This is a genomic window from Rhizorhabdus dicambivorans, from assembly GCF_002355275.1.
GTDB classification, from domain to species: Bacteria; Pseudomonadota; Alphaproteobacteria; order Sphingomonadales; family Sphingomonadaceae; genus Rhizorhabdus; species Rhizorhabdus dicambivorans.
The window spans coordinates 1,954,997-1,973,683 of sequence record NZ_CP023449.1 but is presented as its reverse complement, the minus strand read 5'-3'; the positions used below and the strand labels follow the sequence as shown (position 1 = coordinate 1,973,683).

General features: G+C 67.1%; 15 protein-coding genes. 9 read left to right on the top strand and 6 right to left on the bottom strand.

Annotated features, from left to right (window positions below):
- Positions 1 to 33: 33 nt before the first annotated feature.
- From CMV14_RS09500 to CMV14_RS09490, 3 genes are all read left to right on the top strand, one after another.
- Positions 34 to 684 carry a sugar transferase gene (locus CMV14_RS09500; protein WP_066967045.1) on the top strand — a complete coding sequence of 217 codons (651 nt, stop codon included), beginning with the start codon at positions 34 to 36 and terminating at the stop codon, positions 682 to 684.
- Positions 685 to 770: 86 nt separating this feature from the next.
- Positions 771 to 1,817, top strand: a complete 1,047-nt coding sequence (locus tag CMV14_RS09495) for an SGNH/GDSL hydrolase family protein (RefSeq protein WP_066967041.1) — start codon at positions 771 to 773, stop codon at positions 1,815 to 1,817.
- Positions 1,817 to 3,217 carry an MBOAT family O-acyltransferase gene (locus CMV14_RS09490; protein WP_066967037.1) on the top strand — a complete coding sequence of 467 codons (1,401 nt, stop codon included), beginning with the start codon at positions 1,817 to 1,819 and terminating at the stop codon, positions 3,215 to 3,217. The genes CMV14_RS09495 and CMV14_RS09490 overlap by 1 nt, the downstream gene beginning before the upstream one ends.
- Before the next feature lie 16 nt (positions 3,218 to 3,233).
- On the opposite strand, the gene CMV14_RS09485 is transcribed toward CMV14_RS09490, so the two are convergent.
- The 6 genes from CMV14_RS09485 to CMV14_RS09460 all read right to left on the bottom strand — a co-directional run bounded on the left by CMV14_RS09485 (position 3,234) and on the right by CMV14_RS09460 (position 12,641).
- Entirely contained in the window at positions 3,234 to 5,747 is a 2,514-nt protein-coding gene (locus CMV14_RS09485; RefSeq protein WP_139114752.1) for a calcium-binding protein, read from the bottom strand.
- 247 nt (positions 5,748 to 5,994) lie between these two features.
- Positions 5,995 to 6,873, bottom strand: a complete 879-nt coding sequence (locus CMV14_RS09480) for a hypothetical protein (protein WP_066967030.1) — start codon at positions 6,871 to 6,873, stop codon at positions 5,995 to 5,997.
- Between the two features lies 1 nt (position 6,874).
- The gene (locus CMV14_RS09475) at positions 6,875 to 8,821 is read right to left on the bottom strand and encodes an acyltransferase family protein (protein ID WP_083216016.1); all 1,947 of its coding nucleotides are present in this window, start codon (positions 8,819 to 8,821) and stop codon (positions 6,875 to 6,877) included.
- Positions 8,814 to 10,103, bottom strand: a complete 1,290-nt coding sequence (locus tag CMV14_RS09470) for an O-antigen ligase family protein (RefSeq protein ID WP_066967028.1) — start codon at positions 10,101 to 10,103, stop codon at positions 8,814 to 8,816. Before CMV14_RS09470 ends, CMV14_RS09475 begins: the two co-directional genes overlap by 8 nt.
- Positions 10,093 to 11,502, bottom strand: a complete 1,410-nt coding sequence (locus CMV14_RS09465) for a GumC family protein (protein ID WP_066967025.1) — start codon at positions 11,500 to 11,502, stop codon at positions 10,093 to 10,095. Before CMV14_RS09465 ends, CMV14_RS09470 begins: the two co-directional genes overlap by 11 nt.
- Positions 11,499 to 12,641 carry a glycosyltransferase family protein gene (locus tag CMV14_RS09460; RefSeq protein WP_331251143.1) on the bottom strand — a complete coding sequence of 381 codons (1,143 nt, stop codon included), beginning with the start codon at positions 12,639 to 12,641 and terminating at the stop codon, positions 11,499 to 11,501. The genes CMV14_RS09465 and CMV14_RS09460 overlap by 4 nt, the downstream gene beginning before the upstream one ends.
- On the opposite strand from CMV14_RS09460, the gene CMV14_RS27490 reads away from it, so the two are divergent.
- The 6 genes from CMV14_RS27490 to CMV14_RS09435 all read left to right on the top strand — a co-directional run bounded on the left by CMV14_RS27490 (position 12,600) and on the right by CMV14_RS09435 (position 18,684).
- Positions 12,600 to 12,776 carry a hypothetical protein gene (locus tag CMV14_RS27490; protein WP_331251146.1) on the top strand — a complete coding sequence of 59 codons (177 nt, stop codon included), beginning with the start codon at positions 12,600 to 12,602 and terminating at the stop codon, positions 12,774 to 12,776. The two genes, CMV14_RS09460 and CMV14_RS27490, sit on opposite strands and share 42 nt — an antisense overlap.
- A gap of 200 nt (positions 12,777 to 12,976) precedes the next feature.
- Positions 12,977 to 13,561 carry a polysaccharide biosynthesis/export family protein gene (locus tag CMV14_RS09455; RefSeq protein WP_066967019.1) on the top strand — a complete coding sequence of 195 codons (585 nt, stop codon included), beginning with the start codon at positions 12,977 to 12,979 and terminating at the stop codon, positions 13,559 to 13,561.
- An 11-nt stretch (positions 13,562 to 13,572) separates the two neighbouring features.
- Positions 13,573 to 14,850 (top strand): lipopolysaccharide biosynthesis protein, encoded by a 1,278-nt coding sequence (locus tag CMV14_RS09450; RefSeq protein WP_066967017.1) that lies wholly within the window; start codon positions 13,573 to 13,575, stop codon positions 14,848 to 14,850.
- A 39-nt stretch (positions 14,851 to 14,889) separates the two neighbouring features.
- Positions 14,890 to 16,194, top strand: a complete 1,305-nt coding sequence (locus CMV14_RS09445; protein WP_096367707.1) for a UDP-glucose dehydrogenase family protein — start codon at positions 14,890 to 14,892, stop codon at positions 16,192 to 16,194.
- Between the two features lie 122 nt (positions 16,195 to 16,316).
- The gene (locus CMV14_RS09440) at positions 16,317 to 17,537 is read left to right on the top strand and encodes an outer membrane beta-barrel protein (RefSeq protein ID WP_066964517.1); all 1,221 of its coding nucleotides are present in this window, start codon (positions 16,317 to 16,319) and stop codon (positions 17,535 to 17,537) included.
- A 13-nt stretch (positions 17,538 to 17,550) separates the two neighbouring features.
- Positions 17,551 to 18,684 (top strand): glycosyltransferase, encoded by a 1,134-nt coding sequence (locus tag CMV14_RS09435; RefSeq protein WP_066964516.1) that lies wholly within the window; start codon positions 17,551 to 17,553, stop codon positions 18,682 to 18,684.
- The last annotated feature ends 3 nt before the right edge of the window (positions 18,685 to 18,687 follow it).

Genomic DNA, 18,687 nt, shown 5'->3' with positions numbered 1-18,687 from the left:
GTCGGATCGGGGGCAACCCAAAGAGGTCGCTTCATGGGGTTTCAAGAGAGTGCGGCACGACAGACATCGCAGCTCGATCTCCTGGCCGTCAGGATATTGGACATCGGCGTTGCTTCCTGCGCGCTGATCTTCCTGGCGCCGCTGATGATCGTAGTGGCCTGTCTGGTCTATGCGGTCGATCCGGGGCCGATCTTCTTCGCGCATCGGCGGATGGGCAAGGACGGCAGGATGTTCCCCTGCCTCAAGTTCCGCTCGATGGTGACGGACGCCGAGGCGCGGCTTAAGCACCTGCTCGCCACCGATCCGGAGGCACGCGCGGAATGGGCGCGCGACTACAAGCTCCGCTCCGATCCCCGGATCACGCCGATCGGCAATTTCCTGCGCAGAAGCAGCATAGACGAACTGCCGCAGCTGCTGAACGTCCTGCGCGGCGAGATGAGCATCGTCGGCCCCCGGCCGATCGTCGAGGGCGAGATCGAGCGCTATGGGCGCTATTTCGCCGAATATAGCCGGGTGAAGCCGGGCATCACCGGGCTGTGGCAGGTCAGTGGGCGCAACAACGTCTCCTACCGCCGCCGCGTCGCGCTCGACGTCAGCTATGCCCGGAACAAGTCGGTGGTGCTCGACCTGCGCATCCTGGCGATGACCGTCCCGGCCGTGTTCCTGGCGCGCGGCAGCTACTGAAACCGCCCGGCCGGCCACCGCCCAACCGGCAGGCGCCGGTTCCATGGATTTTCAGGGAGACGAGCATCCGCAAGGTCATCGGATCGATGGCGATCTGGCTGATCGTGGCCATCGTGGGCGGCGAACTCTTCGCCCGCGCGCTGCTCAGCTCGCCCTCCACGCAGATCTTCGACCCGGCGCTCGGCTATGTGAACAGTCCCGGCGATTATTTTCAGGCGCGCGAGGGCTTCCAGCGCCTCCGGCTCAACAGCCTCGGGCTTAATGCGCCGGAGCCGGGCCCCAAGGTGCCGGGCCGGATGCGGGCCCTGTTCATCGGGGATTCGATGACCTTCGCCGCGCAGGTTCCGTCCGACGCCAATTTCGTGTCGCAAGTCGGGCGGCGGCTGCCTCGGCTGGAAACGGTGAACGCCGGCCGCGACGCGCTGGGCCCGCAGGACTGGCCGGCGATGATCGACCGGCTGGAACCGGCGGTGAAGCCGGACCTGATCGTGCTGATGGTCTCGCGCGGCGACGCCTTCGACCTGCGCGACGCCGGGGTGACGATCGAACATGACGCCGCCGGCCGCCCAACCGGCCTTTCCCGGCCGCCCTCCGGCCGCGATGCGATGCAGGAACGGCTCGAGCCGATCATGCGCCATTCGGCGCTGGCGACCTTCCTTGTCCGCCGCGCCAACAGCGAGTTGACCGCGCTGCGCACCGGCGACAGCTGGACCGGCTGGATGATCCGCGGCGGCAAGGCGACCATCGCCGGCCGCAACAGCGGTGAGGAGGCGCTGGACCGGGCGGCCATCGAGGCCCAGCTCGACGACATTCTCGAACTGGTGAACCGGGGCCGGCGGATCGCGATCGTCGCCCTTCCCGCCTATCGCTACGAAGCGCATGGCAAGGTGGAACTGGAGCCGCGCTCGCAGGCCGAGGCGGGGCTGTTCGAAGCGGCGGCCCGGCGTGCCGGCCTGCCCTTCGTCGATGCCGGCCCGGCGATGGCCGCCGCCTATGCGCGCACCGGCCGGCCACTTACCGGATTCCGCAATTCGCGGCTCGGCGAAGGCCATCTCAATGCCTGGGGCCATGAGGTCGTCGCCGCCGCGATCACGCGGGGATTGGCCGCGCAGGGGCTGGAGGGCCCGCGCTGATGCTGTTCACCTCGATCGACTTCCTGTTCTTCTTCGCCGCGCTGCTGGCGCTGCTGGCGATCGTCCGCAACAGCCGGGCGCGCTTCTGGATCGTGCTCGCCGCCAGCTATCTGTTCTATGCGGCCTGGGACTGGCGGCTGCTGAGCCTGCTCGTCGCCTGTTCGCTGTGGAACTGGGCGCTGGGCCTGGTGATAGAGGACGCGCCGACGCAGTCGCGGCGCAAGGCCGCGATGATCATCGCCGTGGCGCTGAACCTGCTGGCGCTCGGCTTCTTCAAATATGCCGATTTCTTCGTCTCCAGCTTCGAGACGCTGTTCAACATCCAGTCCACCGGGGCGCTGGGCATCATCCTGCCGCTGGGGATCAGCTTCTTCACCTTCCAGGGCATTTCCTATGTCGTCGACATCTATCGCGGCACAAAGAAGGCGACTCGCGACCTCGTCATCTTCCTGTTCTTCAAGGCCTTCTTCCCTCAGCTGATCGCCGGCCCGATCGTCCGCGCGCCGGAGTTCATGCCCCAGCTCGCCCGGCCCTTCCGGATGAACCGGCCGATGATGCTGCTGGGGGCGCAATATTTCCTGGTCGGTGCGGTCTCCAAGCTCGTGCTGGCCGACAACCTTGCCTACGCCGCCGACTGGATCTTCGCCGATCCAGCCAAATATGACACCGCGACCTTATGGCTCGGCCTGCTCAGCTATACCGGGCAAATCTATTGCGACTTCTTCGGCTATTCGATGATGGCGATCGGGCTTGCCCGGATCATGGGCTATCGGCTGCCGATCAACTTCCGGATGCCCTATGTATCGCTGGACATCCAGGAGTTCTGGCGCCGCTGGCACATCACCCTGTCCAACTGGCTGCGCGACTATCTCTACATCGCGCTGGGCGGCAACCGGAAAGGAGCCGTGCGCACCTATGCCAATCTGGGCATGACGATGCTGATCGGCGGGCTGTGGCACGGGGCGAGCTGGAGCTTCGTGCTGTGGGGTGGGCTCCATGGCGGCGCGCTGATCGTCAACCGGCTCTGGTCACGCCATGTGCCGCGCGAGAAGCGGATGCCGCCGCCGCTCGCCTGGGCCGTCACCTTCCTGTTCGTGACGCTGGTCTGGGTTCCGTTCCGCGCCCCGCAATGGGAGACGACGACCACCTATTTCCGGGGCCTCGCCGGACTGGGCGACGGCACCGCGAGCTGGCCCTATGTGCCGGCGATCATCGTCATCGCGATCATCGCCGGCTGGCATATCGGCTACCGGCTCGCCCCGCGCTGGCGCCGGTCGCTGGCGGGCTTCCGACATCCGGGCCGTTTCTGGCAGATGGGCGCGCTGCTGGCGGCCGTCCTGTCGATTATCCTGTTCACGCCACTGTCCGGCACCGGGCCGTTCATCTACTTCCAGTTCTGATGGATCGCCCCACCGATCAGCCGAACAGGAAATCGCCGGCGGTCAGGGTCGGATGGTCGCCCAGCATCCCGATCTTCACCGCCGCCACGCCCTTCCCCGCGCCGTCCGCATCCCACAGCAGGCTACCGTCATTGCTGTTGTAGAGCAGAGTCGGCATCGTCCCCACCGCCGTGGGGGCTGGGCCGCTAATGAAATTGACCTGCGCCATGCTGGTGACGCCGAAGCCGACCAGCTCGATCCGGTCGCCCCGGAAATCGGTGATCGTGTCCCAGCCGCTGTCGGCGCGATCGAAGACGAAGACATCGACACCGTCGCCGCCGGTCAGCGTGTCATAGCCGCTGCCGCTCGCCAGCCGGTCGGAGCCCGCCTCGCCATCGAGCCGGTCATTTGCGGTGCCGCCGAGGATGGTGTCGTTGCCCGAACCGCCGGACAGCGTGTCCGCGCCCGACCGGCCATCGATCAGGTCGTCGCCCGCCCCGCCACTGAGCGCGTTGGAGCCGCTGCTGCCGCGCAACACATCGTCGAAATTGCTGCCGATGATGCCCGAGATGCCGCTGAACACATCCCCGGCCGCCTCGCCGCCATTGTGGGTGCCGTCATCAAGATCGACGGTGACCGACGCCGCGGCGCCGGCATAGCCCGCGCTGTTGCGGCCGGCCCCGCCGTAGAGCGTGTCGGCCCCCGCACCGCCGGTCAGGGTGTCGTCACCCTCGAGGCCGCTCAGCGTGTCGTTGCCGGCCCCTCCAACCAGCGCATCCGCCCCGGCGGTGCCGGTGAGCTTCTGCGCGATGACCGGCGGGGCCAGGACCAGATTGACGTCGCCCACCGGCCTGGCGACCGGATCGCCCGTCACGCGGATCTCGGTCGATATGGTGGCACGCGCATCGGCGGCATCGACATCGCGCAGGGTGGCGAGCGTCACGAAGCCGTTGGCGCCACCATCGGCATCGACCCGAACCAGCGTGTCCGCGCCCGACTGGACCAGCGCGACATAGCCGCCCGCGAAGATGTCGCCCGTCCAGCCGTTGCGGATCGCGATCACCGACAGATCGATCGCATCGCCATAGGCCCCGGCGGTGAAGCCGACCACCGTGTCGCCGCCCTCCTCCACCGACAGATAGGCGAAGCGATCGCGACCCGAGCCGCCATTGAGCAGGTCGGCACCGACGCCGCCCCAGATATAATCGCTGCCGTCGCCGCCCGAGATGCTGTCCGCCAGCGCGGTGCCGAGCAGCCGGTCGTCGGCGGCGGTGCCGATCGTCATCGCGCCGCTGACCTGGTTCACCCCGGTCACGATATTGACCAGCGTGTTGAGCAGACTGCTGCCGCTGGTGTTCCAGACCTTGGAACTGAGCACGTCGAACGTGCTGTCGGTAATGCGGTTATCGGTGGCGTCACCGATGGTGGTGAAGCCATAGACGCTGAGCCCGGACAGGTGGACATTGTCGACGCTGATGTCGCGGCCGTCGCCATCGCCATATTCGTAAAAGGTGATGCCGCGCGCATTGCCCGTGCCCGAGACGTCGCGCATCGCATTGCCGACGCCGCGCGCGCCGAGCACCCCATAGCTGTCGAACACCACCGAGTCCGTCACCAGCCCGGCACGGCCCTCGCTGTGCCAGGAGAAGGCCGGCGCGCTGGTGTTGGAGGCGACGACGTCGCTGACCGTCAGGCCGATATCGGCGCCATAGCGGGAGGGATCGGTGCCGCCGGCCGCCGTACCCACTGCATTGTCGTCGGTCGCGTGGCGGACCCGCTCGGCATAGAGGCCCTCGACGGTGGTGCCGGTGCTCGATGCCGAGTGGACGCCATAGCCGTTATGGCCGGTGGCGGGATCGTCGGTCAGGTTGATAACCGCCGTCTGGCTGACCTTCGCGTGGACCGAGTTGACGATGTTGATGCCCATCGAGTTGCCGTCGCGCACGGTGAGATGGTTGAGATCGGCATGGACGGTCGAGCGGACCTGGACGAGGTCCTTCAGCCAATCGTCATGGCCCTGATCGCCACGGATCGTGCCGTTCTGGACAGTGGGGGTGCCGCCGACATAGGCGGCTACGCGCACGTTCGTCGCATAGCTGGCTTCGTTGAGCAGTTCCCCCTTCAGGGTAAGCGTATTGCCCGAGACCGAGACGACCTGCATCGCCTGGCCCAGCCGGGTCGCATCGCCCTGATCATGAGGCAGAATATCGTCCGAATAGACCTTCACCCACTGGCCCGCGATGGCGTTGGGCGCCCCGGCGGTGGCGATAGTCAGCTGTCCCGCATCGTCATGGCCGAGCGTCGCCGACTGGCCGGTGGGGTTCTGGCCCTTGACGGTGAGCACGCTGACATCGCCGGCCTGCTGCAGGGTCGACCCGTTCAGATCGAAGCTGATCGACCGGCCCGAAACATCCATGACGAGGCCGCTGCGGATCGAGATCGTCTGGTTCGCCGCGAGGACGAGCGTGCCGCCATCGGCAAGCCCGTTCAAAGCGGCCTGTATCTGGGCCTCGGTGGCGCCGGCGGAAAGGTTCACAACAAGATCGGACACAAAAATCCCCCGTTCACCGGGACAGGCCCGGCTTTCAAGACGTGAAGCTGTTTGGGTGAGGGCGCTTTTCCGGCAATCCGGTTAAGCAATAGTTAAATGTGCAGTGGCGCACTCATCAAATGCGATGAGCCGAAGAAAATGCAAGAATAGATATTACGATCCTGAAATAAAAATCGCACCGTCGCAGCCGAAATGACCAGCAGGACGTCTCGCCGTAACAATAATGGGCCGGGCGCTGGAATACTCGTCAGCCGTGACGATCGCGGCCCTGCCGTTCGTAGAAGCTGCGGGGCGGCGGCCCGGCGATCACGACGCCGTGAATGTTCGCCGCCGGGGGCCAGCGCCAGGTGCGTCCGCCGTCCGTCGAATAGGCGCCGATGTCGCGGCCCCGGGCGTCGGTGATACCCCTGTTAGGGTAGATGGAGCGGCTGAGGTCCTCGCCCGGGCGCGGGATCACATAGACCTGGTTCAGATAGACCGGGAAGCGCGGTGCAGCGACGTCGCCGGGCTTGCGGATTCCGTCGCCGAACCAGAGCAGGAAACCGAGCGCCGCCCCGCTGTGGCTGAGCACGACACGGTTGAGATGGACGCTGCCGACCGCACGCCCCGGCGTCCCCTTCAGGAAGATGCCCTGATAGCCGCTCGATCCGGTCAGATCGTTGATGGTCAGCCGGCCGATATCCCCCTGCCCCTGGAAGATATCCGAATGAACCCCCTCCCGCGTGCCGCGCACCCCGCCGACGACGATGTTGTTCAGGGTGACGTCGGGCGCATGGCCGTTGCGGCTCGCCACGGCGATGGCATCGCCTTCCTCGGTCATGAAGATACGCGCGTTGGAGATCGTGACCGAGCCGGTCTGCTGGCGCAGCGCCATCCGCCCGACCAGCTCGTTGCGGCCGTCGATCAGCACATGGCGCCCGCCCTGGACACGCAGGGGGCGTCCCCAGCCGCCGGGCGGCGCGGTGATGCGGACGTCGCGGCCGGGGCCGAATGCGCCGTGGCGGGCCAGCCAGGCGTCATCCTGGAGACCGGCCGGGCGCTCGCGATAGCCGATCCGATCCGCCGCCGCGAAGGCCGCGCAACCGCCGACAATGGCGATCAGCAGCGCAAGATGGCTGCCGCGCATGTCAACGCGGCTCCTGCCCGCCCAGCCCGGCTCGGATCGCGGGCCCCAGCCGGCCGACGATCAGCTTCGAGCCCTCCGCCGTCATATGGCCATAGTCGAACTGAAGCGGCACGCCCGGGCGCGCCCAGACATCGCATTCCGGATGGCAGGCCGCGCCATAGGGCGAGACATAGGGCAAGCGCGCCTTGGCGAAGGCCTGGGCAAAGCTGCGATCGACCTTCCGGATCTCGGCGACGCGGTGGCCGGCGATCGACTCGCCATAATCGATGTTGCGGGCCAGCACGCGCGGCAGCGCCACATCATATTCGACGATCGGCCCGGACACGACGACATGCGGGACGAACCGCCGCAGCGCGCGGGCGGCCGCGACCGCCGCCTCGGCCTCGTCCTTCTGCCAGCGCGCCGAAATGACGACGCCGTCGAGCTTATGGGCCGGCACGAATTCGTTGAAGATATAGTGCATCAGCGCAACGCAGCGCTTCTCGCCATGGTTGGTGAGCAACGGCTTGCACCCCGATGCCGTCGCCTGGAGGATATGATAGTCGGGCAGCGCGGCGGCGAGCCCATGATAGAAATGGGCACCGTGGCTGTCACCGATCAGCAGGATGTTGCGCTTGCCCGGCACGGTCGCGAGGCAGGCCTTGCGATCGAAACTGTCGAACGCCGCCTGCGAGGCGAGGAAGCAGGTGCCGGTCCGCATCCCTTCGCTCTGACCGTCCGAATCCAGATAGGAGAGCACCTGCCGTGCGGCCGGCGAGATCGGCCAGAACGTCGCGCTGATCTTCGCTGCGCCGAGCGCTGCCGCCGAGGCCAGCACCATTGCCACCAGCCCGCCGAGGATCACCCGCTTCGACCCCTGCAGCCTGTCGCGGGCGCGGAACGGCTGTTCGACCAGATACCAGCTGAGCGTCGCCAGGATGATGCTGGCGATCAGCAGCCAGCCGCGATCGACCATCGTCAGCCGGTGATCAAAGCTACGGTAGAAGACGATGATCGGCCAATGCCACAGATAGAGCGAATAGGAGATCAGCCCGATGAAACGCGCCGGCGGCGTCGAGAGCACGCTGCCCACCAGCGTTCGATGCGCGGTGCCGCCATGGATGACCAGCGCCGATCCGATGCACGGCAGCAGTGCCGCCGGCCCGGGAAAGGGCGTGGTCCTGTCATAGAGGACCACCGCCGCCGCGATCAGCGCGAGCCCCACCAGCGTCTCGATCTGCGCGATCAGCGCCGATCGCGCTTCCGGAAAGGCACCCATGGCGAGCAGCGATCCCAGCGCCAGTTCCCATGTGCGGTACTGGACCAGGTAGAAGGCGGCGTTCATATCCTCCTGCACCCGCCAGGCCGAGGCGACGAAGCTGACCAGCGCCACGGCGGCGACCAGCGCGATACGCATGCGCGGCGCCCATCTGCGGCTGAAGAACAGCAGCAGCGGGAAGAAGATGTAGAACTGCTCCTCCACCGAGAGCGACCAGGTGTGGAGCAGCGGATTGCTGTCGAGCCCGCCGTCGAAATAGCCGCTCGACGAGAAGAACAGGATGTTCGAGACGAAGAAGATCGAGGCAACCGTCGTCAACGCGATCCCGCGCGTTTCGTCCGCGAACAAAGTCGCGAAGGCGAAGGCCATCACCGCCGCATAGACGACGAACAATGCCGGGAAGATGCGCTTGATCCGCCGCTTGTAGAAATCGGCCAGGCCCTGGGCATAGCCGCCGCGCGCCAGCAACAGCGTGCCGGTGATCAGATAGCCCGAGATGACGAAGAAGACGTCCACCCCGACGAAGCCGCCCGACAGCACGCTGGTGCCGAGATGGAAGACGACGACGGACAGAACCGCCACGGTGCGCAGGCCGTCGATATCGGGCCGATAGGCGGCTGCCTTCACCTTTTCGGGTGCTGCTGGCGCCGGGCGGGTCGCCTCGGAACGGGGCTCGGCGACATCAAGCATGGACAGGCATCCGGAAACGGGGCGGTGAGGCCGGCAGGGTCAGCCGGGTCGCGAGGGCGACGGCGATGATCATCATCAGCGAGATTGAGTTGGCGAAGTTGATCGCGCGCTGCTCGGCAAGGCCCTGAACGGCATAGCCGAGCAGCAGCGCGGCTAGCGCGGCATAGGCCTTGGAACGGTGGACCACCGCCTTGTAGATCGCCGTGCCGAGGCCGGCGAACAGGAACAGCAGAAAGACGAGCAGGCCGAGCACGCCCATGTCGGCGGTGGTCGCCAGATAGGCCTGGTGGGCCGAGGAGGCGGCGGTGATATATTGTTCGTGGTGGCGATAGCCGACGCCGAGCAACGGGTGCTGCTCGACCAGCGCCCACGCCTCCTTCCAGGCCTCCGCACGGCCGGTGCCGCCCGAATCGAGGCCGCGGCGGGGATCGTCGACCATGAACACCTTGCTGAGCAGGGTCGGCATCGCGAACAGCAGCGCGACCGAGCCGGCCATCGCCGCCAGCCACATCCACAGCCGCCCGGCAATGCCAGACCGTATATAGGCCAGAATCATCAACAGCGTGCCGCCGACGATCAGCGCCAGCATCGCGGTACGGTTCTGCGAGGCGAGCAGCGTGACCATGTCGATCGCGGCGAGCAGCAGGAACACCCACCGATGCCGTGCGGCGGTCGCCGCAAGCAGGCCATAGGCGCAGACCGATCCCCAATAATTGGGGCCAAGGCGGCCCATGAAGCGGCCATAGAGGAAATTGCCGTCGATCAGCGCGACGATGGCGGCCAACGCATGCATCGCCGCATAGCCGACCAGCAGATTATGCAGGAATGCTTCGTCGCGGGTTTCCGCCGAAGCGAGCAGGACGACCAGCCCGAAGACGTAGAGGCCGAGCAGCGGCTTGACGATATCCGCGCGTTCATGGGTGCCGACCAGGCTGAGCGTGATCGCGAACAGGATCATCGTCGCGATGGCAAGGAAAGGCAGTGCCTGGGCGGGCCTGATCCGCGAGCCGATCAGCGTCGCCAGCGCGGGGACCAGCCCGAGCAGGATGACGAGGATGGTCAGCGCCTTGGCCTGCGGCGTCTCCAGCCGGGTATCGACCTGACCGTAGAGGTAGATCGGGATGCGGGCAGGCGCGCCGAGGAAGAGGATCAGCGGCCCGCAGCCGAGCCATAGCCCCCACAGCCCGCCCTGCAGCGCGCCGCCGCGCGGATGCGCGGACGGCCGCGCAGCCCCGCCTCCGCCTGCCGCCGGACCGGCTGGTGCGACCCGTTCAGGCGACAAGCGCGGCCTCGTCGCGCTTGAGTTTCACGAACAGCATCAGTTCGGCGATGATCGCGGCGCCGATCGCGGCGAACAGCGCGAGCAGCAGGCCCAGCGCGATGGTGAGTGGCACATTGGGTGTCGAGGGATCGAACGGAGGCACGGCGCGGCTGATGATCCGGGCGTCGGGCGTCTGCATGCCCACCTCTACCCCGGTTTCCTTGTAGCGGCTGAGATAGGACTGGTAGAGCGCGGTCAACGCGGCGGCGTCGCGCTCCAGCTCTGCAAGGCGGGTGGTGGCGACGTTGTTCGCGGCGAAGCTGCCCTGCGCGGCACCGAGACTCGATGCGCTCGACCCGGCCCGGCTGCCGGCCGCCGAGGCGGCGGCACGGGCAGCGTCCTGAGCTGCGCGGTTGGCCCGTGCCACTTCGCCGTCGATCAGCGCCTGGATGTCGCGCTGCTGTTCGGCGACCTGCTGGACCAGCGGGTGCTGCGGCCCGTAGCGCGTGTTGAGTTCGGCGGCGCGCGCCTCGATCCCGCCCTGCTGGGCGCGCAGCGCCTGGATCACCTGCGACGCCTGCGCGGCGGGCGAAGCAGCGCCATTGGCACGCTGGGCGGCGGCCAGCAGCGCCGCCTGCTCGGCGGCCTGGGCACGGGCCAGCGCCATCTGCTGGCCGAGGCCGCTGATCTGGATTGAACTGTTGGCCGGATCCATGGCGCTGATCAGCCCGGTCTTCTGCCGGAAGGCGACCACCTTCGCCTCGGCATCGGTCAACTGCTCGCGTATCTCGTCGAGCCGGTCGCGGATCTTGCTGTTGACCTGCGCGGTGGCGCTGTCCTTGGTGTCGACCTGATTGATGATGTAGCGCTGGGCATATTGGTTGGCGATGCGCGCGGCGAGACCCGGCTCGTCGCCGCTCCAGTTGATCGAGATCGCATAGCTGGTGCCGACCCGCGCCACCTTGAGCCCGCCAAGCAGCTTGTCGGTCATCGCCCGGTTCGGATCATTCTCCTCCCCGCCCCGGACCATCGACTTGAGGCTATGGAGCAGGCCCGAGGGTGGCTCGACAAACGAGCTGTCCCGATCGAGGCCGAGATCCTTGCCGACCTGTTCCGCCAGCGAGCGCGACTGGAGCATCTGCAGTTCGGTCTCCACCACGGTGGCGTCGGGCTCCAGCCCCGACAGCACCGGATCGCTCTTGGTGGTCTCCTGCTTGCGCGGATCGATGATCACCATCGAGCGGGCGCTGTACTCGCGCGTGGCCAGCAGCAGGTAGAGCAGCACGAGCGCCAGCACGGCGCCCGCGACGATGCCCATCAGCCGCGCCCGCTCGGTCGCGAAGGTGAAGAGGTAGCCGGGCTGCGCGAAACGGCGCCGCACGGCGGGCGAGCCCTCCATCGGTTCGAGATCGACGATCATAGGCTCTTTTCCGCCTCCAGGTCCGAAGAGGAGTTGTTGTTCGGCATCGGCGGGGCCGCCGGCGGCCGGACGAGGCTTCCGTAGAAATCGAGGAGATTCTGGCGCTGGCTGGTCCAGCTGTAGCGGCTCTCCACGGCCGCCCGGCCGCGCTCGCCCATGGCGATCCGTTCGGCGGGGCTGTCGTGCAGGCGGCGGATCAGTTCGGCGGCGATATCGAGCCGCTCGGGATCGAGCGCCAGTCCGCACTGGGTGCCGTCGACGATCGCGCGCCAATTGGGGAAGTCGGAAACCAGCAACGGCAGGCCGGCGGCCATATATTCGAAGAACTTGGTCAGTTCCTTCTCATAATAATGCTCGCTGTAGGGAAAGATGGACAGGCCAGCGGTCCATGGCTCCTGAAGTGCCGCGACCATCCGGTCGGTGACGTAATAGCCGACCCCTTCGAGCAATATCGTCGAGACCTCGGCGTCGGGCCGGTCGGAGCGCTTCTCCCACGCGATCGAGCCATCCTCGGCCATCACCCCGATCGTCGCATCGCCGCTCGCCCGGCGAATCGCGTCCGCCGTCGCCTGCGACATGTTGCCGCAGAAATGGATCAGGCAGCCCGGCAGCAGGGTGGCGAGCCGGGCATGCAGCTCCGCGCCACGGCTGATCGTGACGCTGCCGGCATAGATCAGCCGGATGCGATCGCGCGGCTCCGCCGAGCGCGGCACCGAGCGGAGCGCGGCCGAGCGTTCGAGATGCGGATAGTTCAGCACCTTCACCGATTTCGGGAAGCTGCGCGCATAATAGCGTTCGGCGATGACGATGTGGAACGCCCTGGACGCAAGCCAGGCGAGCCCCGACCAGCCATGGGCGACCAGCCCGCGCAGCGGCTTCGGTATCCAGCTGCGCACGCCGGCGGCGTGGGCGAAGTCCTCATGCACGTCGAACACCACCGTCCGCCCCATCGCGCGGAGCAGGAAGCCCCAGGGGATCAGTTCGGGATCATGGAGGTGGACGATCCGCGCCTTCGATTCGAGCGCGCGGCGGAACACATGCCATGCCGTGACAGTGACCCGCTCGAGCCGGTTGCGAGGCGCCGGGATCGCCATGATATGGACCCCATCACGTATCTCGTCGGCGGGATTCCGGACAATGAAATGAACCTGATAGCCCGCATCGGCCAGGCTCCGGCATTCCCGTTGGAATATCCGGTTGTCGACAGGCTGATGATGCGAACTGAGATGAGCGACGCGGCATTCCACCATCCACAGCTCCAGCTGCTGGTTTAAAATACCCCCGTTGACGAGAACGCTACGGGCGCCGCCGATTTTCCGGAAGGCTTTTGCTGCAATGCGGTAGAAATCGGCGACGCGCCGAGATGGCCCCCCGATGCATACCGAATTGATGCTGCTATAATCGCAGCGGGGCGGAGCAACGCCCCTATCCGGCGTTTCCGCCCCTGCGTGCCTTACTGCGCAAGGGAGAAACCGTGAAAGCCCGGCACCTTCTCACCCCCCTTCTCGCCGCCAGCCTATGCTGGCTCGCCGCCTGCACCGAAACGGGCGGCCTCCCTCTCGAATCGGCGGCGGCGCTGCCGGCGTCGGACGGCGTCTATCGGGTCGGCCCCGGCGACGTGCTGCGGATCAACACCTATATGGAGACCGACCTCTCCAACGAATTCACGGTGCTGCCCAACGGCAAGCTCGCCTTCCCGCTGACCGGCGAGGTCGATGTCCAGGGCCTGACCACCGAACAGATCCGCGCGCTGCTGGAACAGCGGCTGGCCGGCGGCGGCCTCGTGCGCAACGCGCGCGTGGCAGTGAACGTCGTCCAGTTCCGCCCCTTCTACATATTGGGCGAGGTCGCGAAGCCGGGGCGCTATCCGTTCGAGGCGAATATGACGCTGCAGAGCGCGGTGGCGATCGCGGGCGGATATACGGTACGCGCCAACAGCCGCCAGCTGATCCTGCATCGCGACGGCGATTCGACGAACCGGCGGGTACCGATCGAAGCCAGGAGCCAGTTCGTCGTCCGCCCCGGCGACATCATCACCGTCCCCAAGCGCTATTTCTGAGCGGCAGGCCGGTGCGGCGGATATTCGACCAGATCGCCCGGCGCCGCGACCGGGTGGTGGCGATTGGCGACCAGGCGCTGGTCGGCCTCTCCAATTTCCTCGCGCTCGCGGCCTTCGCGCGCGTCCTGCCGCGCGAGGACTTCGCCGCGATCGGCGTGGCGGTGGCGATCCATTATGTGATCTTCGGCTTCCACCGCGCCGCGATCGTCATGCCCTATATATTGAGCGCCAAGGACCGGTCCGATCCGGTGCCGCGCAGCGCCTGGGCCTGGCTGGCGATGCGGGTCTCGCTGCTGGTGGGGCTGCTGCTGTTCCTCGCCGCGCTGGGCCTGGGCCTGTCGGGCCTGTCGCTGTTCGCCACCAAATGCGCGCTGTTCGCGGCATTCCAGTCGCCCGGCCTGCTGCTCCAGGAATTCGCCAAGCGCTGGCTCTACCAGCACCAGCGGCCCGGCGCGGTGCTGATCAGCTCGGGCAGCGGCTTCGCTCTGGTGCTGGCCGGGGTCGCGCTGGTGGCGCTGGCGCTGCCGGTGGCGATGCTCGCCTCGGCAGTGCTGGGCGCCGCCGCGCTCGCCGCCGCGCTGATCGCCTTCCTGCTCTGCCGCCCCTCGCGCGACGGGCTGGGCGTGCGGGCCGCGACGCTGATCGGGCGGCGGCGCGAGTTCACCTTGTGGCAAAGCCTCGCCCATATCCCCTATATCCTCTACAACAACGGCTATACGCTGCTGCTGGCGATCTTCACCGGGCCGATGGCGGCGGCGGGCTATACCGCGCTGCGCACCCTGCTCTCCCCCTCGGTGAGCCTGATCAGCGCGGTGGATTCGACCGACAAGCTGCGCGCCATCGCCGCCTTCCACGAGGATGGCCCGCCCGGCGCCAAGCGCTCGGCCGACCGGACCCGCCGGCTGCTGCTCGCCCTCAACGGCCCGTTCCTGCTCGCCGCCGCGTTCCTCGCCGCGCCCTATCAGCATCTGGTGCTGGGCCCGGCCTATCACCATCCCGTCGAGATGGCGGTGCTCGCCGTCTATTGCCTGCTGCTCAGCATCAACCAACCATTTGAAACCTTCCTGGTCGTACAGGAACAGGCACGCACCCTGCTCTTCTCGCGCTGCCTGAGCGCAGTGTTGGCGGTCGCTGGGCTCATGTTGCTCGGGCCGCTGCTGGGCCTGCTCGGCGCCGCCATCGCGCTGGTGATCGCGCAGGCCTGCAATCTGGGGGCGCTGTGGTGGCTGAGCCGCCGGCAGCTCCGATCCTTTCCCATGCCATCGCGAGAAATGGCCGTAACCGCTTGAAACTATGTCTGCTCTGCGGAGCACAGTGGAGGTAATCTTATGCGATTGGCGATCATCGGCACGGGTTATGTCGGTCTGGTATCGGGGGCGTGCTTCTCCGAGTTCGGGCATGACGTGACCTGCGTCGACATCAACGAGGCGACGATCGCGAAGCTGAAGAGCGGCGAGATCCCGATCTACGAGCCGGGTCTGGACGATCTGGTGCGGCGGAACAGCCGTTCGGGCCGGCTGAGCTTCACCAACGACATCAAGGAGGGGGTGAAGGATGCCGATGCGGTGTTCATCGCGGTCGGCACCCCCAGCCGGCGTGGCGACGGCCATGCCGATCTCTCCTATGTCTTCGCCGCCGCCCAGCAGGCCGCCGAGGCGCTGACCAAACCATGCGTCATGGTCACCAAGTCGACCGTCCCGGTCGGCACCGCCAAGCAGGTGGCAGCGATCGTGTCCAAGGCCCGGCCCGACCTTGCCATCGAGGTCGCCTCCAATCCCGAGTTCCTGCGCGAGGGCTCGGCGATCGAGGATTTCATGCGCCCCGACCGGGTCGTCTGCGGCACCGCCAGCGAGAGCGCGCAGCAGGTGCTCAAGGACATCTACCGGCCCCTCTCGCTACGCGAGGTGCCGATCCTGTTCGTCGACTGCGAGACGTCCGAACTGATCAAATATGCCGCCAACGCCTTCCTGGCGGTCAAGATCACCTTCATCAACGAGATCGCCGACCTGTGCGAGAAGACCGGCGCCAACGTGCAAGCGGTCGCCAGGGGCATCGGCATGGACAACCGCATCGGCAGCAAGTTCCTCCACGCCGGCCCCGGCTATGGCGGCTCCTGCTTCCCCAAGGACACCACCGCCCTGCTCAAGACCGCCGAGGACTATGAGAGCCCGATGCAGATCGTGAAGGCCACGGTCGACGTCAATGCGCAGCGCAAGCGATCGATGGGCCGCCGGGTCATCGCCGCCGCCGGAGGCTCGGTCCAGGACAAGAAGATCGCCCTGCTCGGCCTCACCTTCAAGCCCAACACCGACGACATGCGCGACAGCCCCGCCATCGACATCGTCCGCGTCCTCCAGGACAATGGCGCCCGCATCAGCGCCTTCGATCCCGAAGGCCGCAGGCAGGCCGAAGCCCTCCTCGACAAGGTCGACTTCGCCGAGGATGCCTATGCCGCCATGGACGGCGCCGATGCCCTCGTCCTCGTCACCGAATGGAACGAGTTTCGCGCCCTCGACCTCGACCGGGTCAGGCGCCTCCTCAAATCCCCCACCATCGTCGACCTGCGCAACATCTACCGGCCCGAACAGATGCGCAGCGCAGGCTTCGAATATAGCTCGGTCGGGCGGCATTGATCGGGCTGGTCCAGAATCTGAGCAGAGCGTCGCCCCGGCGGAGGCCGGGGCCGCTGGCGGCGCTTGCCTCGACCTGGCCGCACAGACCGGTTGCGGCCCCGGCCTCCGCCGGGGCGGCGTCCATGCTGGTAACCGCCAGCCTCCTTGTCGCCACCCCCGCCCACGCCCAGCTTACCACCGATGTGATCAGCGTCGCCGACCAGCCGCGTCCCGAATGGGAGCCGCTCGGCATCCGGATGGGGCCATGGGTGGCGCTGCCCTCGATCGAACTGGGCGCGGTGGGCGCGACCAACGTCCGTGCGAGCGAGACCGACCGCAAAGCCGATATCGCCGCGACCGCGACCGCCGATCTGCTGGTGAAGAGCGACTGGGGACGCCATGCGCTGTCGGGACAGGCCTATGCCAGGCGCAGCCAATATGCCTCGCTGAGCAAGGAAAGCCGCACCGAATATGGCGCGAAGGCAATCGCCCGCTACGACATATCGGCGACGAGCCATCTCGGCTGGGCCGGCTCCTATGACCGGCTGGTCGAGCCACGCGAGGAGATCAACGCCCCCGGCGACGCGCGGAGCCCCGCGCTCTACGACCAGTTGCGCGGCACGCTGACCTATGCGCGCGACAACAACCTCGTCCAGGTCGAGGCGCGTGCACTCGTCGACCGGCGGACCTACCGCAGCTATACCGATTTCAACGGTCGCCGCACCCGCCAGGGCGAGCGCGACTTCACCCGCTATCAGGGCTCGCTCAGGCTCGGCTATGCGCTGTCGGGATCATTGTCGGCGATCGTCGCGGGCAGCTTCAACAAGCGCGTGTTCGATCAGCGTTCGACGGGCGGGATCAACCGTGGCTCGCGCGGCGGGACGATCGAGAGCGGGATGTTGTGGCGGCCCAACGAGCATGTCTCGGTGGAAGCGCGGGCCGGCTGGCTGGTTCAGCGTTTCAAGGATCCGCGCCTCAACGATGCCAAGGGGCTGAGCCTCAACGCCCGGGCGATCTGGAACATGATCCCGCGCACCAGCTTCCGGCTGGAAGCGGCGCGCCGGGTGAGCGAGTCGAGCGCGCCCACGGTCGAGGGGCAGCTCGTCACCACGATGAAGGCCGGCGTCGACCGCGAGATATTGCCCAATGTCATCGTCACCGCCGAGGGCGCCTATGACCGGATCAAATATGTCGGCATCCCGCGCAAGGCGATCGAATATCGGGCCGAATTGCGGGCCAGCTATCTGCTCAGCCGGCTCACCTCGATGAATTTCTCGATCCAGCAGGTGAAGCGCAGCGCGACGATCCGCAGCGACCGCTTCTCGGGCCAGCGCGTGCTGGCCGGCATCAAATTCTCGCTATGAGGAGGCACCGCCCATGATCACCATCCTCGCCCTGCTGTCGGCGGTGCTGCTGCTGCTCTTCCTGCACCCCTATATCAGCTATCCACTGAGCCTGCTGCTGTTCCGCGAGCGGCCGGTCCGCAGGGGCGCCGGGCCGCGCCCGCACAGCGCCTCGCTGTTCTTCGCCGCCTATAATGAGGAGCGCGCCCTCCCCGCCAAGCTGGCGAACGTCGCCGAGATCAAGGCGCTCCACCCCGCGACCGACGTGGTCGCCTATTCGGACATGAGCGCCGACCGGACGCTGGAGATGCTGAGCGCGCGGCCCGACCTGCTGCGCGTCGTGCCTTCGACCGAACGCACCGGCAAGGCGACGGGCATGCGCCGCATGGTCGCCACCAGCTATGCCGATATCTGCATCTTCACCGATGCCAATGTGCTGCTCGACCCTGTCGCGGTGGACCGGCTGCTCGACTATTTCAGCGATCCGGAGGTGGGCGGCGTCGCCGGAACGCTGCGCTACATCAACGATGCCGACAGCCTGACCGCCGAGGTCAGCGGGCTCTATTGGCGGCTGGAGGAATGGATCAAGCGCCGGGAGTCGCACTGCGGTTCAATCATGGGCGCCGATGGCTCGATCTTCGCGACGCGCCGCCACCTCTATCCCGAGGTGCCGCCCCACCTGCTCGACGACATGACGGTGTCGATGAGCACGACCTTCGCCGGCTACCGACTGATCCACGCCGCCGATGTGGTGGCCTATGAGAAGAACGCCACCGCCTCGGCCGACGAATTCCGCCGCAAGCGCCGCATCGCCTGCCGCGCCTTCAACACCCACCGCCATCTCTGGCCACAGATATGGCGCAGCTATGGCGCGGCCGACATCTACAAATATGTGTCGCACAAGCTGCTGCGCTGGCTGGGCCTGCCGATCCTGGCGCTGAGCGGGCTGTGCGCCACCGCCGCGCTGCTGCTGGCGGGACAGGCGGGCTGGGCACTGGCGCTATGGGCAGCGGCGGCGGCAACCTTGCTGCTGGCGCGCGCGCATATCCGGCCGTTCGGGCAGATCGGGGAGATCTTCCTGTCGATCAGCGCGATCTTCGTCGGGCTCACCGACAGCTGGCGCGGCCAGACCTACCAGACCTGGGCGCCCGCCAAATCACGCGACTGACGG

Bases quoted from the DNA above. Each gene is read 5' to 3' on its own strand.
- CMV14_RS09475 (WP_083216016.1), bottom strand. From the start codon at position 8,821: ATGCTTGATGTCGCCGAGCCCCGTTCCGAGGCGACCCGCCCGGCGCCA.
- CMV14_RS09440 (WP_066964517.1), top strand. From the start codon at position 16,317: ATGCTGGTAACCGCCAGCCTCCTTGTCGCCACCCCCGCCCACGCCCAG.
- CMV14_RS27490 (WP_331251146.1), top strand. From the start codon at position 12,600: ATGGACCCCATCACGTATCTCGTCGGCGGGATTCCGGACAATGAAATG.
- CMV14_RS09500 (WP_066967045.1), top strand. From the start codon at position 34: ATGGGGTTTCAAGAGAGTGCGGCACGACAGACATCGCAGCTCGATCTC.
- CMV14_RS09445 (WP_096367707.1), top strand. From the start codon at position 14,890: ATGCGATTGGCGATCATCGGCACGGGTTATGTCGGTCTGGTATCGGGG.
- CMV14_RS09495 (WP_066967041.1), top strand. From the start codon at position 771: ATGGCGATCTGGCTGATCGTGGCCATCGTGGGCGGCGAACTCTTCGCC.
- CMV14_RS09490 (WP_066967037.1), top strand. From the start codon at position 1,817: ATGCTGTTCACCTCGATCGACTTCCTGTTCTTCTTCGCCGCGCTGCTG.
- CMV14_RS09465 (WP_066967025.1), bottom strand. From the start codon at position 11,502: ATGATCGTCGATCTCGAACCGATGGAGGGCTCGCCCGCCGTGCGGCGC.
- CMV14_RS09435 (WP_066964516.1), top strand. From the start codon at position 17,551: ATGATCACCATCCTCGCCCTGCTGTCGGCGGTGCTGCTGCTGCTCTTC.
- CMV14_RS09480 (WP_066967030.1), bottom strand. From the start codon at position 6,873: ATGCGCGGCAGCCATCTTGCGCTGCTGATCGCCATTGTCGGCGGTTGC.